This is a genomic window from Pectobacterium punjabense, from assembly GCF_012427845.1.
GTDB lineage: Bacteria > Pseudomonadota > Gammaproteobacteria > Enterobacterales > Enterobacteriaceae > Pectobacterium > Pectobacterium punjabense.
The window spans coordinates 4,748,926-4,773,809 of record NZ_CP038498.1 but is presented as its reverse complement, the minus strand read 5'-3'; the positions used below and the strand labels follow the sequence as shown (position 1 = coordinate 4,773,809).

Sequence of the window (24,884 nt, the reverse complement as noted above, 5' to 3'; positions counted from 1 at the left end):
TAGAAACGCCCTCTGCAATAGGATGCAGAGGGCTAGGATCATAGCACTGAATGCGTTAGCTATCAGGATTTAGGCTGCTGATCCAACGGGGCAAAGGTGAAATCACCGCGCGGTTGAGATGATTTCGTGCTCGGCCCGAACCAGCGATCGTAAATGGTCTTCGCTTCGCCCTGTTTTTCCAGATTAATCAGCGTGTCGTTAATCTTCGCTGTCAGACGCTCTTCGCCCTTCGGAATACCAACACCTTGATATTCTTTGGTAATGCTGAACGGAGAAATTTCGAATTCGGCCTTCTGTGCATCAGGCACGTTAGCCAGCAAGCCGACCAGTTTGGCATCATCCTGCGTGATAGCCTGAACATTGCCGTTACGCAGCGCGGCAAAAGCCAACGGCGTATCGTCGTAAGAAATCACTTTGGCGGTCGGGTAATGTTCGCGCAGGGTAATTTCCTGCACGGTGCCCTTATCCGCACCGATACGCAGCGTTTTGATGTCGTCCGGCGTTTTCAATACGCCTTTACGGGCGATGAATTTTTGTCCGGTCGCGAAGTAAGGAATACTAAAGTTAACCTGCTTGGCGCGCTCATCGGTAATAGTGAAATTCGCGGCAATCAGATCGACTTTCTGCGAACTTAGCAGAGGAATACGGTTAGCCGGATTGGTCGCACGCAGCTCAACCTTCACGCCCAGCGCCTTACCAATTGCCTCGGCGATATCCACATCATAACCCACCAGCTTTTTGCTCTGCGGATCGACATAGCCAAACGGCGGATTGCTGTCGAAAACGGCAATTTTCACCACGCCCGCCTTCTGAATATCATCCAGTTTGTCTGCTTGTGCAGCACCAGAAACGGAAGCCAACCCGGCCAACAACGTCACGGTCAAAATATGCTTTTTCATTCCCTGCCCCTTAATTATTGCTGTATTAACAGCAGGCTATCAGCAGGGTGAAAACGCGGGAAATAACATAAATAGCTATAATATAACCTTATGTTACTTCGGTATTCTGGCAGATTATCCTGACTCAGGTACGGCTAGGTAGATTGATGGAAAACGGCAGACTACCGGCGAGTACGTCATCCATTTGGCAGGCTACCTCATCAAAGAGCGCATAGCGTCGGCGGTATTCTGCCCGCTTGCGGCTGGGAATGTCCTGTTCAGACTTTCTCGGAAGCGATAACGGCAGCGTAATGTTGCCATCAGACCGCGGTTGACCACCGTGAGCGAAAAGGAAAGCATTGTAGTCGGCCAGAAAAACATGGCGTTTCTTACTGCGATAGCGCCAGTGTTTATAGATATGCGTTTCGTTACTGACTGCGATAACGCGCGCCAGATTAAGGCCACGAGCCAGGTTAAGCAAGCCTTCCAGAAGAATGCGTTTGGGGAACAGGCTGTGGCAATCTCGCGTCGCACCCTGAATAACGTGATGCGGCGTTTGTGCATCCGGCCCTTGGATTCCACCGATAAACAGGCTCATTTCCCCCTCAATGCGCAGGATGGAGAATGTCATCTGTGCCAGCACGTGCTCGCTGGTCTCAAGCTGTAGGGAAAGTTCACCTTCCTTACACATTTGATCGTTAGTCATCAGGCGAAGCGTGTAATTTTCACCGCCTTTTCCCTGAAAATTGGCCAATACATTACCGCCCCCGTTCTGGCTATATAGCAAACGCTGGCGGTGTGACGGCAATGATTGAATAAAACGGTAATGATCCATTAAGGCCGTACAGGTTTGATGTGCCGGCAGTGACGCCATCAGGTAGGGGCGCTGGAGCTTACTATAAAGCTCATTGCCGTCACGTTGAAAAATATCCTGTACGGGATAATCGACGATAAAACTGAGCCATTTCATGGTCAGCAGCGGGTGAAGCATCACTCGGGATGTATATTTTATACGCCACTGGAGACTCTCCCAGCGCCGATCCGGCTTATGTTTACCCGTTGCTAATGCCAGTAACAGGGAGAATGCGGCACGAAACTGGGTCTTCGTACTGCCAATTGATTGTGTAGAGGTAATGTCCATGAATGCCACCATGATTAAGATGACGAAATCGTAACGGGACATTCATCAATGAAACTAAAATCGCGACGCCGAAAAAGCAGCGTTCTCTCGTTCGTTGAAGATTAATTTAAGATAGGCGCTCACCTAATGGCGATCGTTTAAGCATCGAGATACTCGGGCGACCACAGGGGTGAGGCCTCCCTGCGGGAACCTCCCCCTGTGTTTCCCTAACAACGGGCTTAAGTGACCTGTATTAGGTGCTCGCCTGTTTTTCCTGATGTACTCAGCGTAACGCCACTTTTCCTCCAGACAGCACCAGCCAGGTCATCATCCCCCCAATGAGTCCCCAAAACGCCGCGCCAATGCCCCACAGCGTTAATCCAGACGCGGTAATCAGGAAAGTGACCACCGCCGCATCGCGCTGCTCTTCATCCAGCAAGGCGCGGTACAAGCTACCCGAAATTGTGCTGAGCAACGCTAAACCAGCGATAGCATGAATCAGCGGCTGCGGCAGCGCGGTAAAAAGCTGCCCGATCGATCCACCGAAAACGCCCGCCAGTAGATAAAATCCACCTGCCGCGACAGCGGCAAGATAGCGTTTTTTTGGATCGGGATGCACATCTGATCCCATACAGATCGCGGCAGTAATCGCGGCAATACACACAGAAAAGCCGCCGAACGGCGTCAATATCAACGCGATTAATGCCGTAATAGTAATCAGCGGCGATACGGGAATCTGATAGCCCGCGGCTTTCAGCGTGGCAACGCCCGGTGCGTTCTGCGACGCCATAGTGACAATGAAAAACGGAATGCCGACACCCAGCAGAGACGCCCACGAAAAATGCGGCGCGATAAATTCCGGCACGGCAAATACCAGCGGCGAATCAGAAACCGCAATTTGCCCACGCCATAACGCTAGCAACAGGCCTGCAAGCAGCGTTAACACAATGGCAAAGCGGGGTAGCAGCCGACGGCTGAGCAAATACGTCACGCACATCGCAAAAGCGAGCCAGAAATCCTGTTGCAGAGAAAGAAAGGCATCTGCACCAAAGCGCAGCAGAATCCCTGCCAACATCGCAGCAGAAATGGCTTGTGGAATAACGTTCATCAAGCGGGCAAACAGACCCGTAATCCCGCAGATAAAAATAAGCGCAGAAGAAAACAGGAATACGCCGATCGCCTCATTGAGCGATGTGCCCGGCAGACTGGTGACCAATAGCGCCGCCCCCGGCGTTGACCACGCAGCCAGTATTGGCGCACGGTAATACAGCGATAGGCTAATGGACGCCAGCCCTTGGGCAATCCCCAACATGCTTAACCAGCCGCCGATTTGTAGCGTACTGGCACCCGCCGCTTCCGCCGCCTGAAAAATGATGGCGGCCGAGCTGGTGTAACCCACCAGTACCGCAACAAAACCGGCGACGAAGGTCGAAAACGTGACATCTTTTAGCGCAAATGACGCAGGCATGGTATAGCATCCCACTCTTATCGTGCGCTATAACGCACAGAAAGCGTTAACATAGCAGCGTGCGTTATAACGCACAAGCAGGAGCCAACATCGATGTCTGATGAGTTAACTTGCCGTATTGGCGATACATTGAAAGCGTTAAGGCAGGAGAAAAACTGGAGCCTCACGCGAGCAGCGGAAGAAACGGGTGTCAGTAAAGCGATGCTCGGTCAGATCGAGCGCGGTGAATCCAGCCCGACGGTCGCGATTCTGTGGAAAATTGCGACGGGCCTAAATGTCGCGTTCTCAACCTTTATTGAACCGACGCTCACGGATGAAGACGTGACGTATCGCTCAGGGGCTGGTTCAACATTCAGGGAAAATGCCGCAGGAATGCGCGCGGTGCCACTCTTTCCCTACGACGAAAAACTGCATTTCGATATGCTGGTTATTGAGCTAGCTGCGGGTGCCAGCAGCACGTCATCGCCACATGAAAACGGGGTGATCGAGCATATTATTGTGTTGGAAGGCCAATTGGAGATTACCGTTGATGGGCAGACCCACTTATTGTCCACCGGGGATGCTCTACGCTTTGCCGCCGACAGAGAGCACAGCTACCACAATCCTACCAACACCACGGTGCGCTTCCACGATTTGATTCACTATCTGTAACCTGAGCGATTTCTGTCCCAATAGGTTTAAAAATCAAATAAATAGATATTGATAGCAAAAATACGTATTAGACAATCGACGCGCGCGCAATAGAATTTCTTCCCATTCGTTTTATGGGGTTAACGTTCTATGGGTCAGTTAAAAGCCAATACCGCACATCGTGCGAGTTTATTCTCACGGTGCATTACGCCGTTATTCTTGTTCTCCGTATTTTCAGCCGCTTCACCAGAGGCAACGGCCAAATTAACCATTGCGATGGATGGCGCTTCTCCGCCTTATAATTACAGTACCTCAAACGGAAAAATCGAAGGGTTTGAAGTAGACCTCATTAACGACCTGTGCAAAAGAATCAACGAAGAATGCACCGTGGTTAGCCAATCCTGGGAAGGCATTATTCCCGCCCTGCTCGCTAAAAGATACGATGCCATCATGTCGGGCATCTCTATTACGGAAGAGCGAAAAAAACAGATAGATTTTACCCATCCTTATTCGACCACACCCAGTTGGCTGGTTGGCTCAGAGGCGCTGTTTAAAAATATCACCACATCAGACGCCGCTATCGCCGCACTCAAAGGGAAATCTCTCGGCGTCCAGCGCGGGACCATTCAGCAAGCGATTGCCGATAACACCTTTCGCCAGCAGGGTGTCGAGATTAAGGAATACGACACCGACGATAACCTGAAAATCGATCTGGAAGCAGGGCGTTTGGATGCCGTATTAGGCGTATCGGTCAATCTCACCCCGCTACTGGAAGGCCAGCATCAGGACACCTTTATTCGATTCGGACCAGAAATCGCCGATGAGGGCGGTATCGGTATCGCGCTGCGTAAAGATGAACAGGCCTTAAAGGAAAAACTCAATAACGCCATTGACGCCGCAATCCATGATGGCACGGTGTCGGCGTTATCCATCAAATGGCTGAAGTTCGATTCCATTCCTAAAACGCCGTCAGCATGAGTGCCTTCGATTGGAATTGGCTGTTTCTGTTGATACAGGCGGCTTGGGTAACGCTGTATGTCGCAGGGTTCAGCTTTATTCTTGCCGTACTGATCGCTATTGTCGTCGTTTACGGACGTTTGTCCTCCCGTCCGGTGTTGTGCCGGGCGGCGCAAGCCTATGTTTGGATACTGCGCGGCGTGCCCGATTTATTGATTATTTATTTCTTTTTCTTCGGCGGTATCCTCTTCCTGAGCGATATTTCCGCGTTTCTGGATAGTGCCGCCATCGTTCCGTCCCCCGTTATCACGGGAATTATCGCCGTGGGGATTACCAGCTCTGCGCTGCTGTCGGAAGTGTTCCGCGGTGCCGTCCTCGCTATCGATAAAATCTATATTGAATCGGCAACCGCCTTTGGTATGACGGGGCGAAAGCTGCTCACCCGCATTATTATTCCCTTAGCGCTGCCCACGGCGTTACCCGGCATTGGCAATATCTGGTTAACCACCTTGAAAGCCTCATCGCTCGTGTCCGTGGTCGGTGTCATGGAGATTCTGCGACAAGCCCAAATCGCCGCAGGCTCAACGCGTCTACCGTTTGTTTTTTATTCGATAGCAGCCTTGTTGTATATGGTCGTGGCACTAGCGTCATCCTGGTGGGTAGGCGGATGGGAGCGACGCATCGCGGCGAAAAAAGGGGCCGCGCAATGAACGGAGAATGGCTCACTACCGTAACCTCGCTACTCGCTGGCGTGCCGTTAACACTAGCAATCACCGCATCGACCTTATTATTCAGCGTGTTGATCGGTATCGGATTGTCGCTTTTAAAAACATCCAGAAGCAAAGGACTGGTGCTGCTGACGGATGGCTATCTTTTTGTTTTCCGTACCGTTCCGGTGCTAGTGCAGCTATTTATCGTCTATTACGGTGCCGGGCAATTTTCTTTCATACGCCATAGCGTTCTCTGGCCCTATTTTCGCGATCCCCTCTGGTGCGCCATCATCGTGTTATCGCTTTATCAGGCTTCGTACGTCTGTGAAGTCTTTCGTGGCGGTCTACGCGCCGTTGATAATGGAATGATCGAAGCGGGGAAAAGTCTGGGGCTGTCGACGGTCAAGATTTACCGTTTTATTGTCTTTCCGCTGGCGTTACGTCAGGCACTACCCGCCTACAGTAACGAAGTCGGCCGCGCCATTCAGGTCACGTCGTTAACCTCCACGATTACGCTCGCAGAAGTCACCGGTATCGCCAGAACCATCATTAGCAAAACGTACAGCGTGTTTCCGGTCATTACCGTCGCAGGCGTGATCTATATCGCCATTACGCTTGTCGCTACGGGCATCATTTATCGTCTGGAACGTCATCTGACAAATTATCGTCATGATAAAAAATCGGCCAGTCAGCCCCATAAGCTTCGCGCAAAAAACAGTGCATCCTAAACATGACAACACATTTTCATTCTGGTGCGATGACCGATAGCCGTGACGCTATTTTACGGGTCAGCCATCTGAGTAAACATTACGGCGCGATTAGCGTGCTACATGACATCTCATTACAAGCGCGCAAAGGGGACGTGGTTTCGCTACTTGGCCGTTCCGGTTCAGGGAAATCTACGTTATTGCGCTGCCTGAATTTCCTCGAATTAGCGGATACAGGCAATATTTCATTGCTGGACGAAACAATCTCGCTATCACCCTCATGCGATCCACGACACCTCAGCGCCGCGATTACCCGTCTACGCCGGCGAATAGGCATGGTTTTTCAAAATTACCGCCTTTGGCCCCACCTCACGTTATTGCAAAACATCACGGAGGTTCCCACTCAGTTATGGCATACCCCAAAACAAGTAGCGATCGAGCAAGCAGAACACTTGCTCCAGCGGGTGGGGCTATATCAACGAAAACACCACTATCCGTCGCAGTTATCTGGCGGACAACAGCAGCGCGGCGCGATTGCCAGAGCCTTAGCGGTCAATCCTGAAATACTCCTGCTAGACGAACCCACATCGGCCCTCGACCCAGAGCTCGTTGGTGAGGTACTGGCAGTCATCCGTTCTCTGGCGCAAGAAGGGAGAACGATGGTGATCGTCACGCACGAAATTGCCTTTGCACGTGAAGTATCCGATCAGATTTTATTCTTACATCAGGGGCGCATTGATACACAAGGGTCGCCGGATGCCCTGTTCAGCGGCGGCGGTTCGGATCGCTTCAACACATTTATACAGGCATTATGATCGTTGAGCGTTATGCACTCGCTCACAAAAAAAGGAACCAGAAATGACGAAAGCACAGGCAACAGGACATTGGGCGGAACGCGATCGCAAGGTCGTTCAGCACGTCAGCGGGAACCGTGCCAATAAAGAACGTTTTGTGTTGGTCAAAGGTAAAGGGAGCACGGTATGGGATGAACATGGCCGTGCCTTTCTCGACGCTCATGCGGGAGCCTGGCTGGCTCAGGTAGGTCACGGGCGCCGGGAGTTGGCACAGGTGGCCGCTCAGCAAATGGAACAGTTGGCGCACTTCACGACAGCAGCCTACTTTGCTAATCCCCCGTCTATCGAGTTAGCCGAGAAACTCATTTCGCGTGCGCCCCGAAATATAGGAAAAGTTCGGTTCATGAGCAGCGGTTCAGAAGCCGATGATGAGGCGTTACAGCTTGTACGCCTTTTCCACCAGCGCCGTGGCGAACCACAACGAAAAAAAATACTGGTTCATCGTGGTGCTTTTCATGGCCGTACCTATGGCGGTTTAGAGCTGATGGGCATCCATCAGGGAAATGGCGATGCTCAGGTCATCCAGTTAACGCCGCCGTGGTCCTATCATTCCGAGTGGTTCAACCAGCAGAGCGCGACAGATTTCTGCTTACAGGAATTGGACGAGGCGATTCGCGAACACGGAGCCGAAAATATTGCCGCCCTATTTGGCGAACTGGTTTGGGGGCCTGCGGGCATGATCCCAGCCCCGGACGACTATTGGCCGAAGGTTGCCGCGTTGCTGAAGAAACACGGCATTCTGTTTGTGGTTGATGAAGTGGTGACAGCCTTCGGCAGAGCCGGAGCCTGGTTTACCGCCAATGATTATCAGCTCACACCCGATGTGATCGTTCTGGCGAAGGGAATTGCCAGCGGATATATGCCGATTGCCGCTCTGCTGCTCAGCGAATCATTCGCAGAAACCATTGAAGGTGCTGGTGGTGGTGGATCGTTCGCAGGGCATCTGGTTGCCTGCGCCGTCGCCAGCGCTAATATCGATATCATCGAGAATGAGCAATTGGTTCAGGCTTCCCGCACGCGCGGCGAACAGTTACTTAGCGCGTTGGCACCATTAAACGATCTGGGGATAGTCGGCAATATTCGCGGTCGCGGGTTAATGATTGGTCTGGAACTGGTGGCGGATAAGGCCACGAAGGTATCGCTCTTCCGCCACTATCCCGAACTGCTGGCAGAGATTCCTCGGTACGCACGTGAAGAGGAAGGGGTCATTCTGTCTATTCATGGTGGCGCACTGTCGCTGACACCGCCGCTGGTCATTACTGCTGACGAGGTGGATCGGCTTGTACATACGGTGGAAAACACGCTGAAGCATGCCACCGCGTGGATCGGTCGTCAGTAATCACAAAAAAACTAACGCCCTGCAAGCAGGGCGTTAATAAGAGGCTAAGCGCGGAATCGCGTTACTCTTCCGCTTTCTTGTCTTTCTCAGCCAACAGCTTTTCCAGCGCATCACCACCAAGGTGGCGAAAATCCTGACCTTTGACAAAGTAGAAGATAAATTCGCAGATGTTCTGACAACGATCGCCGATACGCTCAATAGAACGGGCGCAGAACAACGCCGTCAGTACACTCGGGATAGTACGAGGATCTTCCATCATGTGAGTCATCAACTGACGCACAATCCCTTCGTACTCTTTATCCACTTTCTTATCTTCACGATAAATACGGATTGCTTCGTCCAGATCCATACGGGCAAAAGCATCCAACACATCATGCAGCATCTGCACGGTGTGGCGGCCCAATGATTCCAGACTCACCAGCAGCGGCTGATGCTGATGGGAGAATTTCTCCAGCGCGGTGCGACAGATTTTATCCGCCACATCGCCGATACGCTCCAGTTCAGAGATGGTTTTGATGATCGCCATCACCAAACGCAGATCGCTGGCGGTCGGCTGACGTTTCGCAATAATGCGCACGCAGGCCTCATCGATCGCCACTTCCATCATGTTAACTTTGGCGTCGCCTTCAATCACCTGCTGAGCCAGCTCCGCATCCTGATTATGCATCGCGGTAATCGCATCACTCAGCTGTTGCTCCACCAGCCCGCCCATAGTCAGGACCTGCGTGCGAATGTGTTCCAGTTCGGCGTTAAACTGACCGGAAATGTGTTTGTTCAGATTCAGATTATCCATGATGCTTTCCTAATCAACCGTAACGGCCGGTGATGTAATCTTCAGTCTGCTTCTGCCGTGGGGCAGTAAACAGGGTATCAGTATCGCTGAACTCAATCAGCTCACCTAAATACATAAACGCCGTATGATCTGAACAACGCGCTGCCTGCTGCATGTTATGCGTCACGATGACCACGGTGTAATCTTTTTTCAGCTCAGAGATCAGCTCTTCAATGCGACCGGTAGAAATCGGGTCGAGTGCAGAACAAGGTTCATCCAGCAGCAAGACATCCGGGCGAATCGCAATACCACGCGCAATACATAAACGCTGCTGTTGACCACCAGACAGGCTGTAGCCGCTCTGATGCAGCTTATCTTTCGTTTCCTGCCACAGCGCCGCTTTGGTTAGCGCCCACTGAACACGCTCATCCATATCCGCGCGAGACAGCTTCTCAAACAGGCGAACACCAAACGCAATGTTATCGTAAATGGACATCGGGAACGGCGTCGGCTTCTGGAAAACCATCCCCACCTTGGCACGCAGCAGCGCGATGTCTTGCTTATCGGTCAGGATGTTATTGCCATCCAGCAGGATATCGCCCTCGGCGCGCTGCTCAGGGTAGAGCTGATACATTTTGTTCAACGTACGCAGCAGCGTGGATTTACCACAGCCGGACGGACCGATAAACGCGGTAACCTGATTCGCGGCAATATCCAGCGTAATGTTTTTCAACGCATGGAATTTTCCGTAATAGAAATTCAGATCGCGTACCTGGATTTTGTTGGATGTCTCAGTAGCCATACTCATCAAGACTTCTCTCTTTTTCCTGGCGATGACTGGCAACGCCTTGAATTTGTTTAGTGTTTTTCAGCTAATTACTGTTTTTAGCGAATTAGTGTTTCTTCGCAGAGAAAATAACACGCGCCAGAATATTCAGTAGCAGAACGCACAGCGTAATCAGCAGTACACCCGCCCAGGCCAGCTGTTGCCATTCCACAAACGGGCTCATAGCAAACTTAAATATGGTGACCGGCAGGTTAGCAATCGGATGCATCAGATCCGTGCTCCAGAACTGATTCGACAGCGATGTAAACAGCAGCGGCGCCGTTTCCCCCGCAATACGTGCGATAGCCAGCAGCACCCCGGTGATAATGCCCGATACCGATGCTTTCAGCGTAATCGCAGAAATCATTTTCCATTTCGGCGTACCCAGTGCATAAGCCGCTTCACGCAGGCTATCCGGCACCAGTTTGAGCATATTCTCTGTGGTACGAATCACAATCGGCACCTGCAACAGCGCCAGTGCAATCACACCCGCCCAACCGGAGAAATGCTGCATCTTGGCTACCACTAGCGTGTAGACAAACAACCCAACCACAATGGAAGGCGCTGACAGCAGAATATCGTTGATGAAGCGAATCACTTCGGCGATCCAGGATTTACGACCGTATTCCGCCAGATAGATGCCCGCCATAATCCCCAGCGGCGTACCCAACAGGGTTGCCCATAGAATTAGCAATCCGCTACCAACGATGGCATTCGCTAATCCACCACCTGCCGTATTAGGCGGCGGTGTCATCTCGGTAAACAATGCCAAAGACATGCCATCGATGCCTCGAGTCACCGTCGAGAACAGTATCCAAATCAGCCAAAACAGGCCAAAAGCCATCGTGGACATGGATAAGAACAGCGCAATGCGGTTTTTCTGGCGACGCCAGGCCTGCATTTTACGTCGCGAGCGTGCCAGTGCGGCTTCTTGCTCTATGCCTAATGTCGCCATTAGCGCGCCCCCTCATTTTTTGCCAGACGCATCACCATCAGCTTTGAACACGCCAGAACAATAAAGGTAATAACAAACAGGATCAGACCCAGCTCCATCAGCGCCGCTGTGTGCACGCCGGATTCGGCTTCGGCGAATTCATTCGCCAACGCAGAGGTAATACTGTTGCCCGGCATATACAGCGACGCGCTGTCGAGCTGGTAAGTGTTCCCAATGATAAAGGTAACGGCCATGGTTTCCCCCAAGGCGCGCCCCAATCCCAACATCACCCCGCCGATGACACCATTCTTGGTGTAAGGCAGCACAATGCGCCAGATCACTTCCCACGTCGTACAGCCGATGCCGTAGGCGGACTCTTTCATCATGACTGGCGTTTGCTCAAACACGTCACGCATGACCGCTGCAATATAAGGGATAATCATGATGGCCAAAATAACGCCAGCTGCCAGAATACCAATCCCGAACGCCGGGCCAGAGAACAGTGAACCAACAATAGGGATACCGGACAGGACGTTGCCTACTGGCTGCTGGAAATATTTGGCAAATAGCGGAGCAAAGATAAACAGCCCCCACATGCCGTAAACAATACTTGGTATGGCCGCCAGCAATTCAATCGCCACGCCAAGCGGGCGTTTCAACCAAGCTGGTGCCAGCTCTGTCAGAAATAACGCAATCCCGAAGCTAATCGGAATCGCAATAATCAGTGCGATCAGTGAGGTTACGACGGTACCGTAAATAGGAACCAGTGCACCAAACTGCTCTGCGGGCGCATCCCACTCTTTCGTCCACAAGAAGGCAAAACCGAACTTCTCGATGCTAGGCCAGGACGCCACAATCAGGGAAACAATGATGCCTCCCAACAGCAGGAGCGTGACCAGCGCCGCCAGTTTTACCAGCGTGCTGAAGAGGATATCGCCATATTTTCCCGGGGCTTTGATAGTTGGCTTGTACTCCGCCATACGTCTCTCTTCTCGTTTTAACTGCATTTAATAAGCTATTGAAGGCAGAGAGGTTGCTATCACCTCTCCGCCTCGATACGACGTGTTATTCCACTACCGTATTTCCAGCACCTGACAACCTCATCACGCTCTGGTTATCAACACGACTGGTCGATACAATAATTAATACAGTGCTTTACCGCTGCTGTCTTTTACCTGGGTTTTCCAGGCAGCACGGATTTGCTCAACCACTTCTTTCGGCAGTGTGGCGTAGTCCAGCGCTTCGGCTTGCTCGCCGCCTTTCTTGAACGCCCAGTCGAAGAATTTCAACACTTCAGCGCCCTGCTCAGGTTTATCCTGCTTGGTGTGAACCAGGATGAAGGTGGTTGAGGTGATCGGCCATGCATCAGCGCCTTTCTGGTTCGTCAGATCCTGAGCGAAAGACTTGCTCCAGTCGATCTCTTTAGCCGCATTGCTGAAGCTGGTGCCAGTTGGGCTAACCGCTTTGCCATCGGCAGAAATCAGTTTGGTGTAAGCCAGGTTGTTCTGCTTGGCATACGCGTATTCTACGTAACCAATAGAACCAGGCAGACGCTGTACGAACGCTGCGATACCATCGTTACCTTTACCGCCCAGACCGGTCGGCCAGTTCACAGTAGAACCCGCACCAATCTTCTCTTTCCACTCTGGATTCACTTTCGCCAGATAGCTGGTGAACACGAAAGACGTACCAGAACCATCAGCGCGACGAACGACAGCGATATCCTGATCCGGCAGCTTGGCATTCGGGTTCAGTTTGGTAATTGCCGGGTCGTTCCATTTTTTGATGTTGCCCAGGTAGATATCACCCAGTGTTTTACCGTCCAGCGTCAATTCGCCAGATTTGATACCAGGAACGTTCACTGCCAGTACCACGCCACCGATAACGGTTGGGAACTGGAATAAACCATCCTGTGCTAATTTGTCGTCAGCCAGAGGCGCGTCAGAGGCACCGAAATCTACCGTTTTAGCGATAATTTGTTTTACACCACCAGAAGAACCGATGCCTTGATAGTTAACTTTATTACCGGTTTCTTTTTGATAGGAATCAGCCCATTTGGCATAAACAGGCGCAGGGAATGTCGCACCGGCACCGGTGAGGTTAGCAGCAAAAGCAGAAAATGCCGTCAGAGAAAAGGTTGCCGCAACAACACTGGCAAGAGTGGTACGCATCAGTTTCATAATCCCTCCTGTGGGATACTCGACGTGTCGACGTAGAGCCGTTATCAAATCAGAGTTATCAAATCAGAGTGTAGTTCGCAGGAGGAAAAATAGGACAATTTAGTGACAGTAAAATGTACGCAATGTGACAGTTTTATGACAAGCAAGAAAATCGCTTGGCAGCATAGGGTATAGGAGGTGGCGCCAGCTGCCGTAGCGCCAAATTTAGGGGGATCTCAGAGACGTTTATCACGGTAACTGGCGATGAGACATCCCAATAATGACAGGAAGCACAGTAATAACATCGCCGTCTGATAACCCTGTTCCGTACGATGATAGAGTTGTGTGACAAACGCCAATCCTACCGCACCGCCCAAATTATGCAACGTCCAGGAAATACCGATGGCAACCCCCTGCTGTTCAGCATGTACAGCCTTGAGCGCGGCCAGAACAGAGGGACCTAAGATGCATCCCCAGCCCACGCCCATTAAGGTAAAAGCCACTATCATGGTGCCTAACGCACTCTCACGATCGAGCATGCTTTGTAAACCCGCAGACAGCCCGAGCATAAGAAAGCCAGCCATCAGTATCCATCGAGGGCCGATGCGGTCCGCCAAACGCCCCACCCACGGCGAAATTAACGCCATCGCGGCCGTTGTAGGCAATAGCAACAGGCCAATCACAGCATCACGATAATGATGCGTCGCATGAAGATGAATCGGCATGAGAAAAAAAGCGCCGCAGTAGAAAAAAGCCAGTAGCGATGTCAGTACACAGATTCGGAGAAAAGCAGGCTGCCGTAATAAATCGATATCGATCAGAGGGAAAGGCTCTCGCCGCTCAACCCGAATTAGTCCCCCTAGCGCCACCAGCGCCAGTAAAAAACAGGCTAACGATGGCAGGCTCAACCATCCCCAGCGATCGCCTTGATTGATAACCAACAGTGCACTGGCAACGGAAAGGATAAAAAAGAGTAACCCTTTACCATCCAAAGGCGGCGCTTGCGCTACGCGAGATTCCCGCACCTGACCGAGACAAAAAACAAAACTCACTGCGATCAGCGGAACATTAAGCAAGAACACCCACCTCCAGCCCAGAACATCCACCAGAAGACCACCAGCCACGGGGCCAATAGCCAATCCCAACCCATTGACGGCAAACAAGATACCTAACACGCGCCCGTGGTGCTGAGCTGGATAAATATCAACCAAAATAACCGTTGTTGCAGTATATAAAACGGCGCAAGATGCCCCCTGCAAAAAACGCCACCCAATCAGTTCATTCACACTGCCCGACAGACCCGCTCCCAACGATGCCACGCCAAACACCGCCATACCAATATAGAGTACACGCCGACGACCCGCGCGATCGGCTACCCTTCCAACGATGACCATGCTGGTACACAGCGCCATAATGAATATTCCCATCACCCACTGCACATGAGCGATACCGGCACCAAACTGCTGTTGAATGGCCGGAATGGCGGTATTCACAATCGTAAAATCAATACAGCCAAGAAAACTCGCAATACAAATGCCCGTCAAAGCTCGCCACTGATGGGCAATAACCGTCTGTGGCGAGGGAACACTCGCGTTCATGGCCAATTCCTCTGAAACGTCTGAAAGAGAAAAAGTCTACCTTGCGATAGCCTTCTCCATTCAGGGCATATTTTCGCTTAATATGGGAAAAATTATCGCCAATAGAGAACAGACATGATTTCAAGTGAGCGGTTAAACAACATACGGGCGTTTGTGCAGGCCGTTCAGGCTGGGGGATTCGGCCGAGCCGCAGATCAACTCGGGCTTTCCCGCTCCACGGTCGGCAAAGCAATAGCGCGGCTGGAAGCAAGATTACAGATCAAATTATTTCATCGAACCACGCGCAGTCTGTCATTAACAGATGAAGGCGTGCTGTTTTATGAGGACTGCGTTAAAGCATTAGCTGCGCTGGAAGAGGCAGAAAATCGGCTGGCGGCACGCACGGTAATCCCTTCCGGCAATCTGCGCGTAACATTGCCAGAACGATTCGGACAGCGGTGGATAATGCCTGAGTTATTGCGCTTAACGCACCGTTTTCCGGCATTACATATTGATGTTCAGTTCTCCAATCGCCTTGTCGATCTAGCCGAAGAAGGGATGGATTTCGCTATTCGGATAGGTGAAATCGGAGAGCATACAGGATTAATCGCACGCAGAATGGGCGAACAACGGCAGGTTTTATGCGCGTCTGCAGATTATCTGGCACAAAGCGGGCATCCTCAACAGCTAAGCGACTTAGCCACGCATCAGGGAATCGGCCTACTACGCAATGGACAGGCGCAGCCATGGAAAGTCGAGAACGCAAAAGGAGGGAGCCAATGTGTTTTACCACCAACCCGACTGCGATTAGGCAATATGGATGCAGTGATGATGGCAGCGTTGTCCGGCCACGGCATTGCACAACTGCCACAATGGCTAGTCGCTGATGCCTTACGTAAAGGCGAGTTAGTCGACGTGTTGGCAGGCTGTTGCGGAGCAGGGCTGCCCATACATATGGTGTGGCTCAAAGGACTCACCATGCCCCTGAGACTCAGAGCTGCGATCGATTCACTACTGGCAGCCTTTACCCCCCACGCTCCGTGGGAATAAAACATCGACCTGCGCTAGCCATGTATACCGGGCAATAGCGATATTCCTGTCACTTGTGAGAAATCTGTAACAATTGTGCTTTATGGTAATGATCGATCTAACAGCACGATGATTTTATTTTTTTGTAAATAACGACATTATCCTCTGGTTTTACGTCATTGGTTTTAAAAAAACCTGACAATTACGGTGGATAAAAGTCAAAAACGCCAAAAATAAAATGAGAAGCGTGCGTGTGTCATGACGACAGCCATTTAGGCATTAACCACAGGTGTTAAAGAGGAGATCGACATTGAAAAGAAGAACCTTCATACAATCTGCGGCGCTCCTGCCGCTCGCCATGCAACTCCCGGTTCATGCCAGCACCGCCGATCTATGCGTAAGCCAACCCAGCAATCGTGATAAAGAAAAAAGGTTATCTATCGCGGTAATCAGTGACCTGCATATAGATAACGATGATTTGTTATCATCCTTATCCAAAGCATTGGTAAATATAAAAGAAAAAAACAAAATATCTCATATTATTGTCCCTGGAGATATTAGCGATAGCGTTGAGTACATTGATAAAGCAATGGCGTCGATAGAAAGCACTTTTAAAGAAAGCAATGAAAAAGTGATAGCTATATTAGGGAACCATGATGTTAGAGGCCCAGACAGTAAGTCATGGACTAAAGATCCTGATAAAGACAACCCTTACTACAAATTTATTATAGAAAAATACAAAAACATGAATACTAAAAAAATAAAGCATGAAGAAAAGCATGCATGTTTTGATATTTTTATTGGCGATCATCATTTTATTGCACTAAACACAGATAGAGGCCTAAAGGATCAAGCCTACTACGATGATTCAACATTAGCATAGTTCGAAAAGAAAATCGCTGAAGAGGTCAACGGTAGGAAATTTGTTATCTCCCATCAACCGCTTAATGACACACACTGGCGTTCTAATTTGTTTGGTGGGTTTGGGAAGCAGGATGAAAAAATCAAGAAGATATTATCAAGCCACCCCAAAACCGTTGTTATATCCGGTCATATACATAATGGATTCGGGGTTTTAGAGGCAATGCAAAAAGAATTCGGCACCCTAATTGAAATCCCCTCATTTAATAGAACGGAAAATGGATTAAGGGAAAAAGGCTATGGTTTTATTCTACAAATAGAAAGTAACTCCATTACATTTGAAGCATGGGATTTTTTGAAAAACCAGCACTACCCTGAATACGACATAAAAATAACCGACCACGCTGTCTCTTCTATCTTAGAGAAAAAGCAAGAAAACGATGAATATTACAATAATTTATTATCAGAAAATTACCCATGGGAGAAAATAGCAGAAGAGAATGATGGCGGAGATAGCATAACCGAAGGGCAAGAACATTTTGGCTTAAGGAGATTGTGGCCCAATTATAAATGGGAGCAGTATTCATCCGATCCCTCATTGAAGGGATAAAGGATGGCGGCCTTGTCGCTCACGATATAGCACTGTGGCTAAAAGATACGGATGATGAAAGTCCTATCAACCTTTATCGTACTAGTGCCAATAGGCTGGCTAAGGCTAAGTAATTTGTCAGTGATGTTGTAGTCCCCCCAGAATTTAGTCTTACCGCTTAATAGAGTCCTCTGGTTAAAATACAACCTATGGAGGTGCGCTATGAAGAAAATACGTTTCACCGAATCCCAGATCCTGAGGGTCCTAAAAGAAGTTGAAGGCGGTCGACATGTGAAGGATGTTTGCCGCGAGAATGGCGTTTCAGAAGCCAGCTACTACAACTGGAAATCAAAATATGGCGGCATGGAGTCCTCTGATATCAAACGCATGAAAGAGCTGGAAGAGGAAAACCGGCGATTGAAGCAGATGTACGCCTCTTTGAGCCTGGACCATGAGATCCTCAAGGACGTCATCGCAAAAAAACTTTAACGGTCCCCGATAAACGCGAACTGGTGCGCTATGTCATGACGGAACATCAGGCCAGCGAGCGACGCGGGTGCCGGATTATCGGTATTAGCCGAAGCCTTTTGCATTATCGCCCGAATGCCGAACGGGATATTCCGGTCATCGAGGCGCTACAAAATCTGGCGCATCATTATCCGGCCTATGGATTTGGCCTGATGTTCAACAAACTGCGTCAGACGGGGTTATCGTGGAATAAGAAACGCGTTTACCGAATATATCGTTGGTTAAAACTAAACCTCAGACGCAAGGGTAAAAAACGCTTACCCAACCGGAGTCCACAGCCTCTGGCGGTCCCCGTTAGCATGAATCACTGTTGGTCAGTGGATTTTATGAGTGACGCACTGATGGATGGAAGGCGATTCAGATTGTTTAATGTCGTCGATGATTTTAATCGGGAAGCGCTGGCAGTCGAAGTGGACTTAAATATCCCGGCGCATCGCGTAGTGCGCATTCTGGAACGGCTCAGCGCAGAAAGAGGTTACCCGGCGTTTATCCGAAGCGACAATGGACCGGAACTCACCGCCGCCGCCCTGTCGGAATGGGCCGAACGGCATGGAGTCATACTGGATTTTATTCAGCCGGGCAAGCCAATGCAGAACGGATTTATCGAACGGTTTAATAAGACATTACGAACGGAAATACTCGACTTGTATCTGTTCCGAACGCTGTCTGAAGTGCGAGAATTAACAGAAAACTGGCGGACGGAATACAACGAGGAACGCCCACATAGTTCACTTGGCAATCTACCACCGGTTATCTATGCAAGGCAAAAACTGGCCGGAGACTCTAACTGGCGGTGGTACTAAAAACCGGAGGGACTACAATGTCAGACCTAGCTATACCCAATCAATTTAGATGAGGAGAGTATAGGGGACGTAAAAGAATGGGTATGAAAAATGAACGGCAGTATGAAGAAATGAAGGCAAATAGCACAATGGCTATTTACCTTCATTTTAAAAGTTACTCTACAGTAACGGATTTCGCCAGGTTACGTGGCTGATCGACGTCCGTACCTTTAATCAGCGCGACGTGATAAGACAGCAGCTGCAACGGCACCGTATAGAAGATTGGCGCAATCACTTCTTCGATATGCGGCAGCGGAATAATTTTCATATTTTCGCTGCTGGTGAAACCAGCATCTTCGTCAGCGAAGACATACAGCTCGCCGCCGCGCGCCCGAACTTCTTCGATGTTGGATTTCAATTTTTCCAACAGTTCATTGTTCGGTGCTACCACGACAACCGGCATGTCTGCATCAATCAGCGCCAGCGGACCGTGTTTCAGCTCGCCAGCCGCATAAGCTTCAGCGTGAATGTAAGAAATCTCTTTCAGCTTCAGCGCGCCTTCCATCGCGATCGGGTACTGATCGCCACGGCCGAGGAACAGCGCATGATGCTTGTCAGAGAAACCTTCTGCCAGAGACTCGATTAGCTTGTCTTGGGACAGCATCTGCTCAATACGCGCGGGAAGCGCTTGCAAACCATGAACGATATCATGCTCAATCTGCGCATCCATACCGCGCAGACGGCCAACACGCGCCACCAACATCAGCAGAACAGTAAGCTGAGTGGTGAAAGCTTTAGTCGAGGCCACGCCAATCTCTACGCCTGCTTTGGTCATCAGCGCCAGATCGGACTCACGCACCAGCGAGGAACCTGCAACGTTACAGATAGCCAGCGACCCCAGATAACCCAGTTCTTTGGACAAACGTAACGCAGCCAGCGTATCCGCCGTTTCACCAGACTGAGACAGAGTAATCATCAGGCTGTTCTTACGCACGGCAGGTTTACGATAGCGGAACTCAGAGGCGATTTCTACGTCACACGGAATCCCCGCCAGCGCTTCAAACCAGTAGCGGGAAACCATACCGGAGTTGTAGGACGTCCCGCAGGCGATAATCTGAACATGCTCAACTTTCGCCAGCAGTTCATCCGCTTTAGGGCCTAATTCAGAAAGATTGATCTCACCGTGGCTGAAACGCCCTTCAAGGGTGTTCTTGATTGCCATCGGCTGTTCGTAGATCTCTTTCTGCATGTAGTGACGATATGCGCCTTTGTCACCGGCATCATAATTCACTTTTGATTCAATTTCTTCGCGTGTAGCAAGCTGGCCTGATTTATCAAACACGCGTACATCACGACGGGTGATTTCCGCCACGTCGCCTTCTTCCAGGAACATGAAGCGGCGAGTCACAGGCAGCAATGCCAACTGATCGGAAGCAATGAAATTCTCACCCACGCCACGGCCAATCACCAGCGGGCTACCTGAGCGCGCAGCGACTAATACGCTTGGGTCGCGGTTATCCAATACCACCATGCCATAGGCACCGCGCAGCTGTGGAATCACACGCTTAACGACTTCAACCAGCGTTCCGCCGTTCTGTTTCTGTTCGAAATGAACCAGATGGGCAACGACTTCAGTATCAGTCTCCGAAACAAAACGATAGCCGCGACCGATCATCAGTTCGCGCAGCGGCTCGTGGTTTTCGATAATACCGTTATGGACGATAGTGATATGTTCAGAAACATGCGGGTGCGCATTCTCTTCAGAAGGTTCACCGTGCGTTGCCCAGCGGGTATGAGCGATACCGGTACCGCCGTGTAGCTCATGCTCACTAGCGGCCTGAGACAGCACCTGCACTTTACCCAAACGGCGCAAACGAGCGACATGCCCTTCGCTATCAACAACCGCCAGGCCCGCAGAGTCATAGCCGCGGTACTCAAGACGGCGTAAACCTTCCAGTAAAATTTCTGCAATATCACGTTGCGCGACTGCGCCTACAATTCCACACATCGATGTGTATTCCTATAAAAGTGACATATTGTGTCACTTGGGATGTCTTAGACCTGATTGTTCCGGTTTTTCCGGGTTCCCCGAGCCTTGTAGAGAGTTGGGGATTATTATGTTTTGTTTTGCGCTCTGGGAGACAAAGCACAGGACAAAACCACCTCCGCCACAAGCGGAGGTATATCGCTAAACGACTATTTCTTCTTCACCGGACGCTGCCATCCGGAGATATGCCGTTGCTTCACGCGACCAATCACCAGTTCGTTCTCTGCGACATCGCGCGTGACCGTTGTGCCAGCACCAATCGTCGCACCGTTGGCAACGCTAACGGGTGCCACAAGTTGCGTATCCGAACCGACAAACACATCATCACCAATAATCGTTTTGTGTTTATTCGCACCGTCATAATTACAGGTGATCGTTCCCGCACCAATATTAACACCGGAACCGATATCCGCATCACCTAAATAGCTAAGATGTCCCGCTTTTGATCCTTTCCCCAGACGCGCTTTTTTCAGTTCAACAAAATTGCCAACGTGCGCACCTTCAGCCAGTTCCGCACCAGGGCGCAAACGAGCAAATGGCCCAACGGTGCACTGCGCTTCCAGAACGGCATCCTCCAGTACGGAATAAGGGCTGATCTCGCAATCATCGCCAATGATGGTGTTTTTGATTACACATCCTGCACCAATTTTCACCCGGTTACCGAGTTGAACATTGCCTTCCACAATCACATTGACATCAATAACCACATCGCGACCATGAGTCAGTTCGCCGCGCAAATCAAATCGTGCCGGGTCGAGTAGCATAACCCCGGCCAACAGCAGTTTATCCGCCTGTTCACGCTGATAAACCCGCTCCAGCGCCGACAATTGCAGGCGATTATTAACGCCCTCAACTTCACTCAGTCGTTCGGGGTGGACCGCTTCAACGCGCTGACCTTCTTCCGCTGCCATCGCAATAATGTCGGTAATATAAAATTCGCCTTGCGCGTTGTTGTTGTTCAACTGGCTTAACCAACGCTTCAAATCTTTGCCGTTGGCAATCAATATGCCGGTATTAATCTCGTTAATCTGGCGCTGTGCTTCGCTGGCATCTTTATGCTCGACGATCCCCACTACTGCGCCGTTTTCACGCACAATCCGCCCATAGCCCGTCGGATCGTCCAGCTTTACCGTTAACAGCCCGATCCCACCCTGAGGCTTAGCCTGACGTAAACGCCCTAGCGTCTGCGATGAAATCAACGGCACATCGCCATAGAGCATCAGGATATCTTCATCATCGGCAAAATGCGGGGCGGCTTGCTGCATCGCATGACCAGTTCCCAACTGTTCCGCCTGCAACACCCAGTTCAACGCCGGATCGGCCAATTCACGTTTTAACAAATCACCGCCGTGCCCATAGACCAGATGAACATGCTGTGCACCTGTCGTCATGGCCGCATCAATAACATGCTGAACCATTGGTTTGCCCGCCAGTTGGTGTAACACCTTAGGAAGGTCGGAATACATACGGGTTCCTTTACCCGCAGCGAGAATAACTACACTCATAGCACTATTTGACATAAGCATCCTGACAATACGAAGCCACGGCCCCGCAGAATAAAAATGACCAGCCGATTACGGCCTGAATAACCAGAGTTTACCGAAATTCCGGCATAACGCAGATAATTTTTGGTGAGTTTTTTCTGAAAGTCGCTCGCAAAGCCATGAATACTCATGAGGAAAGCATGAGAGCCTCAACAACAAAATGGCACGGGGTTTTATAAAAAGCAGACTTTGTTTTTAAGTATTTCTATTTGTGACACACACAAAAGAAACAGCGTTTCATTTATAGCAATATACGCGGGCGAATAATTCAATAACGAAGGAGACACAATGAAACGTTGTTCTTCACAAAAATGTGATTTTGTACGGAAACACCGTTCTTCACGCCTCGCAGCCGTCGCGTTGACGAATGCATTACTCTTCAGCTTCAGTACACACGCCGCGACAGAATCAACCCCCGTCTGGCACGGTATCGCCTTTGGTCAATCAACAGACGTAAATTTTTCATCCAATGTCCTGCCGGAAAAAATTGGTGTTAATGACGTCACCATTAACGGCAAGAAATTGGCGCCAGGAGATAACGCTGATTTATCCGCACCGATCACGATTGAAAGCCGTGGCGGAAAGATTGCCAACACCCATGACGGACTGACGTTCTTCTATACGCAGTTGCCTGCCAATGTGAATTTTACGCTTCAGTCTGATATTACCGTGGAACAGTTTGGGCCAGAAAATGGTGCCAAACCTGCGGCTCAGGAAGGGGCTGGGATTTTGGTACGCGATATTATCGGCGTGCCACGTCAGGAACCATTGAAAGAAGGGTATGAAGAATTCCCTGCGGCCTCCAACATGGTGATGAACGCCATCATGACGCAGGATAAAAAATCTCATACCGAAATCAAGCTACAGGCTATTTTGCGTAATGGCGTAACACAGCCATGGGGCAACGCGGGCGCGAAAATTACCAAAACCAGCTATCAGGAAAACGTCAATCTGGAGCAAACACCGACTTTCCGTCTGAAACTGGAACGTACCAACGACGGCTTCATTACCTCTTATGCACCGAAAGGCACGGATAACTGGGTATCAAAAGAAGTCAAAGGTGCGGATGTCGTCACCAAGTTGGATAAAGACCACTACTATGTCGGTTTCTTTGCCTCCCGTAACGCCAAAATCATCGTCAGTAATGCACAGTTGACTACGGCCCCGGCGCAAACCAAAGCCTCAGCGGAATTTAAAGTTAAGGCTTACGATCCGTTACTACAGGTGATGTCATCACCTAAAACCACCAGCGAAAACTATGTTGTACAGGCCAAAGCCAATTACAACGGTACGATCGCCGTTTCACAAGACGGTAAATCTCTGGGTGATGCCAAGCAGGTAAAAGCAGGGGAGACGTTCTCTCTGTCAGCAAAAATTGCCGGTAATAGCGCTGAATTCAAGCTCGCTTACCAACCTGCGGATGGGGATGATAAAGCGGTCAAAGAGAGCACGTTCAAAGTTGAAAAAGTGGCTTATGCAGACGCCAAAAATCTGTATGTTTCGCCACAGGGTTCAGCCAGCAACGACGGCAGTAAAAATGCACCGCTCGATTTAGCCAGCGCCGTCGCCGCTCTGCCAGCAGGCGGCACCATTTGGCTCAACGATGGCGATTACAGCGCAACTGAAATCCCTGTCAGCGCCAGCGGCCAGCAAAAAGCCGTCAAAAACCTGTTTACCGTCGGTAATAAAGCCGTCATTCACGGCTTGCAACTGAAGGCAAGCCATTGGCATGTTAAAGGGATTGAAATCACCGAGAAACCGTTCCGTATCGAAGGAAGCTACAACACCATCGAACGCGTTCTGGCGCACCATGCTGACGATACCGGTATTCAGGTAACTTCAACGGCCGATGTAGGCAGACCGCTGTGGGCCAGCCATAACCTGATCCTGAACTCAGAATCTCACAGCAACCAGGACCCTGGCAAAATTAACGCTGACGGTTTTGCGGTAAAAATGCGTGTCGGTGAAGGCAACGTAATCCGCGGCGCATTCTCACACAACAACATCGATGACGGCTTCGACCTGTTTAACAAAATTGAAGACGGCGCAAACGGCGTTGTGGTGATCGAGAATTCAATTGCCATGAGCAACACCAGCAATGGCTTCAAAATGGGTGGCGAAGGTCAGCCAGTGGCGCATCAGGTCAAAAACAGCATTGCAGTGGGTAACAAGCTTGATGGTTTCACTGACAACTTCAACCCTGGTGCACTGATCGTTGAAGACAACATCGCGTTAGACAACGAACGCTTTAACTTCATTTTCCGCCCAAGCCCTTACTCTGGCCCGGAAAAACAAGGCGTCTTCAAGAACAACGTTTCGCTGAAAACCAAAGCGGGTAAATATGATGATGCAGTTGTCGGCAATATCGATAACACCAACTACTTCATCAAAGGCGACCGTTCTGTTAACGCGCAAGGTAAAGAAGTCACAGTAAATAACTTCGTTTCGGTTATCGTCCCGGAGACATTTACGCGTGATGCCAAAGGCAATCTGGTACTTGGCGACTTCCTGAAGAAGAAATAAGTCTTTTCGAAAAAATGTAATGTCGATCGTTTAAGCATAGAGATACACGG

General features: G+C 50.3%; 22 protein-coding genes. 11 read left to right on the top strand and 11 right to left on the bottom strand.

Going from position 1 to position 24,884, the window contains the following annotated elements:
- Positions 1 to 62: 62 nt before the first annotated feature.
- The 3 genes from E2566_RS21585 to E2566_RS21575 all read right to left on the bottom strand — a co-directional run bounded on the left by E2566_RS21585 (position 63) and on the right by E2566_RS21575 (position 3,466).
- The gene (locus E2566_RS21585) at positions 63 to 899 is read right to left on the bottom strand and encodes an ABC transporter substrate-binding protein (RefSeq protein ID WP_107168553.1); all 837 of its coding nucleotides are present in this window, start codon (positions 897 to 899) and stop codon (positions 63 to 65) included.
- Between the two features lie 124 nt (positions 900 to 1,023).
- Entirely contained in the window at positions 1,024 to 2,019 is a 996-nt protein-coding gene (locus E2566_RS21580) for a VirK/YbjX family protein (RefSeq protein ID WP_133169853.1), read from the bottom strand.
- A 262-nt stretch (positions 2,020 to 2,281) separates the two neighbouring features.
- The gene (locus E2566_RS21575; RefSeq protein WP_107168551.1) at positions 2,282 to 3,466 is read right to left on the bottom strand and encodes a benzoate/H(+) symporter BenE family transporter; all 1,185 of its coding nucleotides are present in this window, start codon (positions 3,464 to 3,466) and stop codon (positions 2,282 to 2,284) included.
- Positions 3,467 to 3,559: 93 nt separating this feature from the next.
- Between E2566_RS21575 and E2566_RS21570 the strand changes: the two genes are divergently transcribed.
- From E2566_RS21570 to E2566_RS21545, 6 genes are all read left to right on the top strand, one after another.
- Positions 3,560 to 4,117, top strand: a complete 558-nt coding sequence (locus E2566_RS21570) for a helix-turn-helix domain-containing protein (RefSeq protein WP_107168550.1) — start codon at positions 3,560 to 3,562, stop codon at positions 4,115 to 4,117.
- Between the two features lie 129 nt (positions 4,118 to 4,246).
- Positions 4,247 to 5,074 carry a transporter substrate-binding domain-containing protein gene (locus E2566_RS21565; protein ID WP_107168549.1) on the top strand — a complete coding sequence of 276 codons (828 nt, stop codon included), beginning with the start codon at positions 4,247 to 4,249 and terminating at the stop codon, positions 5,072 to 5,074.
- On the top strand, positions 5,071 to 5,763 hold the full coding sequence (locus E2566_RS21560; RefSeq protein WP_107168548.1) for an ABC transporter permease subunit: 693 nt from the start codon (positions 5,071 to 5,073) through the stop codon (positions 5,761 to 5,763). The genes E2566_RS21565 and E2566_RS21560 overlap by 4 nt, the downstream gene beginning before the upstream one ends.
- Positions 5,760 to 6,491, top strand: a complete 732-nt coding sequence (locus E2566_RS21555) for an ABC transporter permease (protein WP_165800636.1) — start codon at positions 5,760 to 5,762, stop codon at positions 6,489 to 6,491. Before E2566_RS21560 ends, E2566_RS21555 begins: the two co-directional genes overlap by 4 nt.
- Positions 6,492 to 6,520: 29 nt before the next feature.
- Positions 6,521 to 7,285 carry an ATP-binding cassette domain-containing protein gene (locus E2566_RS21550; protein ID WP_107168715.1) on the top strand — a complete coding sequence of 255 codons (765 nt, stop codon included), beginning with the start codon at positions 6,521 to 6,523 and terminating at the stop codon, positions 7,283 to 7,285.
- A 43-nt stretch (positions 7,286 to 7,328) separates the two neighbouring features.
- Positions 7,329 to 8,663 carry an aminotransferase family protein gene (locus E2566_RS21545; protein ID WP_107168546.1) on the top strand — a complete coding sequence of 445 codons (1,335 nt, stop codon included), beginning with the start codon at positions 7,329 to 7,331 and terminating at the stop codon, positions 8,661 to 8,663.
- A gap of 61 nt (positions 8,664 to 8,724) precedes the next feature.
- Here E2566_RS21545 and phoU read toward each other — a convergent pair whose 3' ends face one another.
- From phoU to E2566_RS21515, 6 genes are all read right to left on the bottom strand, one after another.
- On the bottom strand, positions 8,725 to 9,456 hold the full coding sequence (phoU, locus tag E2566_RS21540; protein WP_107168545.1) for a phosphate signaling complex protein PhoU: 732 nt from the start codon (positions 9,454 to 9,456) through the stop codon (positions 8,725 to 8,727).
- A gap of 13 nt (positions 9,457 to 9,469) precedes the next feature.
- Positions 9,470 to 10,243, bottom strand: a complete 774-nt coding sequence (pstB, locus tag E2566_RS21535; RefSeq protein ID WP_010681437.1) for a phosphate ABC transporter ATP-binding protein PstB — start codon at positions 10,241 to 10,243, stop codon at positions 9,470 to 9,472.
- 85 nt (positions 10,244 to 10,328) lie between these two features.
- The gene (gene pstA, locus E2566_RS21530; protein WP_107168544.1) at positions 10,329 to 11,216 is read right to left on the bottom strand and encodes a phosphate ABC transporter permease PstA; all 888 of its coding nucleotides are present in this window, start codon (positions 11,214 to 11,216) and stop codon (positions 10,329 to 10,331) included.
- Complete coding sequence (gene pstC / locus E2566_RS21525) at positions 11,216 to 12,175, bottom strand: phosphate ABC transporter permease PstC (RefSeq protein WP_005976607.1); 960 nt, start codon at positions 12,173 to 12,175, stop codon at positions 11,216 to 11,218. The genes pstA and pstC overlap by 1 nt, the downstream gene beginning before the upstream one ends.
- 162 nt (positions 12,176 to 12,337) lie before the next feature.
- On the bottom strand, positions 12,338 to 13,375 hold the full coding sequence (gene pstS, locus E2566_RS21520) for a phosphate ABC transporter substrate-binding protein PstS (RefSeq protein ID WP_107168543.1): 1,038 nt from the start codon (positions 13,373 to 13,375) through the stop codon (positions 12,338 to 12,340).
- A 215-nt stretch (positions 13,376 to 13,590) separates the two neighbouring features.
- On the bottom strand, positions 13,591 to 14,952 hold the full coding sequence (locus E2566_RS21515; RefSeq protein ID WP_107168542.1) for an MFS transporter: 1,362 nt from the start codon (positions 14,950 to 14,952) through the stop codon (positions 13,591 to 13,593).
- A 114-nt stretch (positions 14,953 to 15,066) separates the two neighbouring features.
- Here E2566_RS21515 and E2566_RS21510 point away from each other — a divergent pair, with 114 nt between their 5' ends.
- The 4 genes from E2566_RS21510 to E2566_RS21500 all read left to right on the top strand — a co-directional run bounded on the left by E2566_RS21510 (position 15,067) and on the right by E2566_RS21500 (position 18,741).
- The gene (locus E2566_RS21510) at positions 15,067 to 15,981 is read left to right on the top strand and encodes a LysR family transcriptional regulator (RefSeq protein ID WP_107168541.1); all 915 of its coding nucleotides are present in this window, start codon (positions 15,067 to 15,069) and stop codon (positions 15,979 to 15,981) included.
- A 289-nt stretch (positions 15,982 to 16,270) separates the two neighbouring features.
- Positions 16,271 to 16,843 (top strand): metallophosphoesterase family protein, encoded by a 573-nt coding sequence (locus tag E2566_RS21930; RefSeq protein ID WP_240618614.1) that lies wholly within the window; start codon positions 16,271 to 16,273, stop codon positions 16,841 to 16,843.
- An 87-nt stretch (positions 16,844 to 16,930) separates the two neighbouring features.
- On the top strand, positions 16,931 to 17,431 hold the full coding sequence (locus E2566_RS21925; protein WP_240618613.1) for a hypothetical protein: 501 nt from the start codon (positions 16,931 to 16,933) through the stop codon (positions 17,429 to 17,431).
- A gap of 201 nt (positions 17,432 to 17,632) precedes the next feature.
- Positions 17,633 to 18,741, top strand: a protein-coding gene (locus E2566_RS21500; RefSeq protein ID WP_107171160.1) for an IS3 family transposase whose coding sequence is annotated in 2 segments (ribosomal slippage) — positions 17,633 to 17,885 and positions 17,885 to 18,741 — 1,110 coding nt in all. Because the reading frame shifts where the segments join, the coding sequence is not laid out codon by codon here.
- A gap of 154 nt (positions 18,742 to 18,895) precedes the next feature.
- Here the strand turns inward: E2566_RS21500 and glmS are convergent.
- Together glmS and glmU are read right to left on the bottom strand one after the other, a co-directional pair.
- A complete protein-coding gene (gene glmS / locus E2566_RS21495; RefSeq protein WP_107171135.1) occupies positions 18,896 to 20,728 on the bottom strand; it encodes a glutamine--fructose-6-phosphate transaminase (isomerizing) in 1,833 nt (610 codons plus the stop codon).
- Positions 20,729 to 20,916: 188 nt separating this feature from the next.
- Positions 20,917 to 22,287: a bifunctional UDP-N-acetylglucosamine diphosphorylase/glucosamine-1-phosphate N-acetyltransferase GlmU gene (gene glmU / locus E2566_RS21490; RefSeq protein ID WP_107171134.1), complete on the bottom strand. Its 1,371-nt coding sequence runs from the start codon at positions 22,285 to 22,287 to the stop codon at positions 20,917 to 20,919.
- Between the two features lie 312 nt (positions 22,288 to 22,599).
- Here glmU and pelX point away from each other — a divergent pair, with 312 nt between their 5' ends.
- The gene (pelX, locus tag E2566_RS21485) at positions 22,600 to 24,834 is read left to right on the top strand and encodes a pectate disaccharide-lyase PelX (RefSeq protein ID WP_107171133.1); all 2,235 of its coding nucleotides are present in this window, start codon (positions 22,600 to 22,602) and stop codon (positions 24,832 to 24,834) included.
- The last annotated feature ends 50 nt before the right edge of the window (positions 24,835 to 24,884 follow it).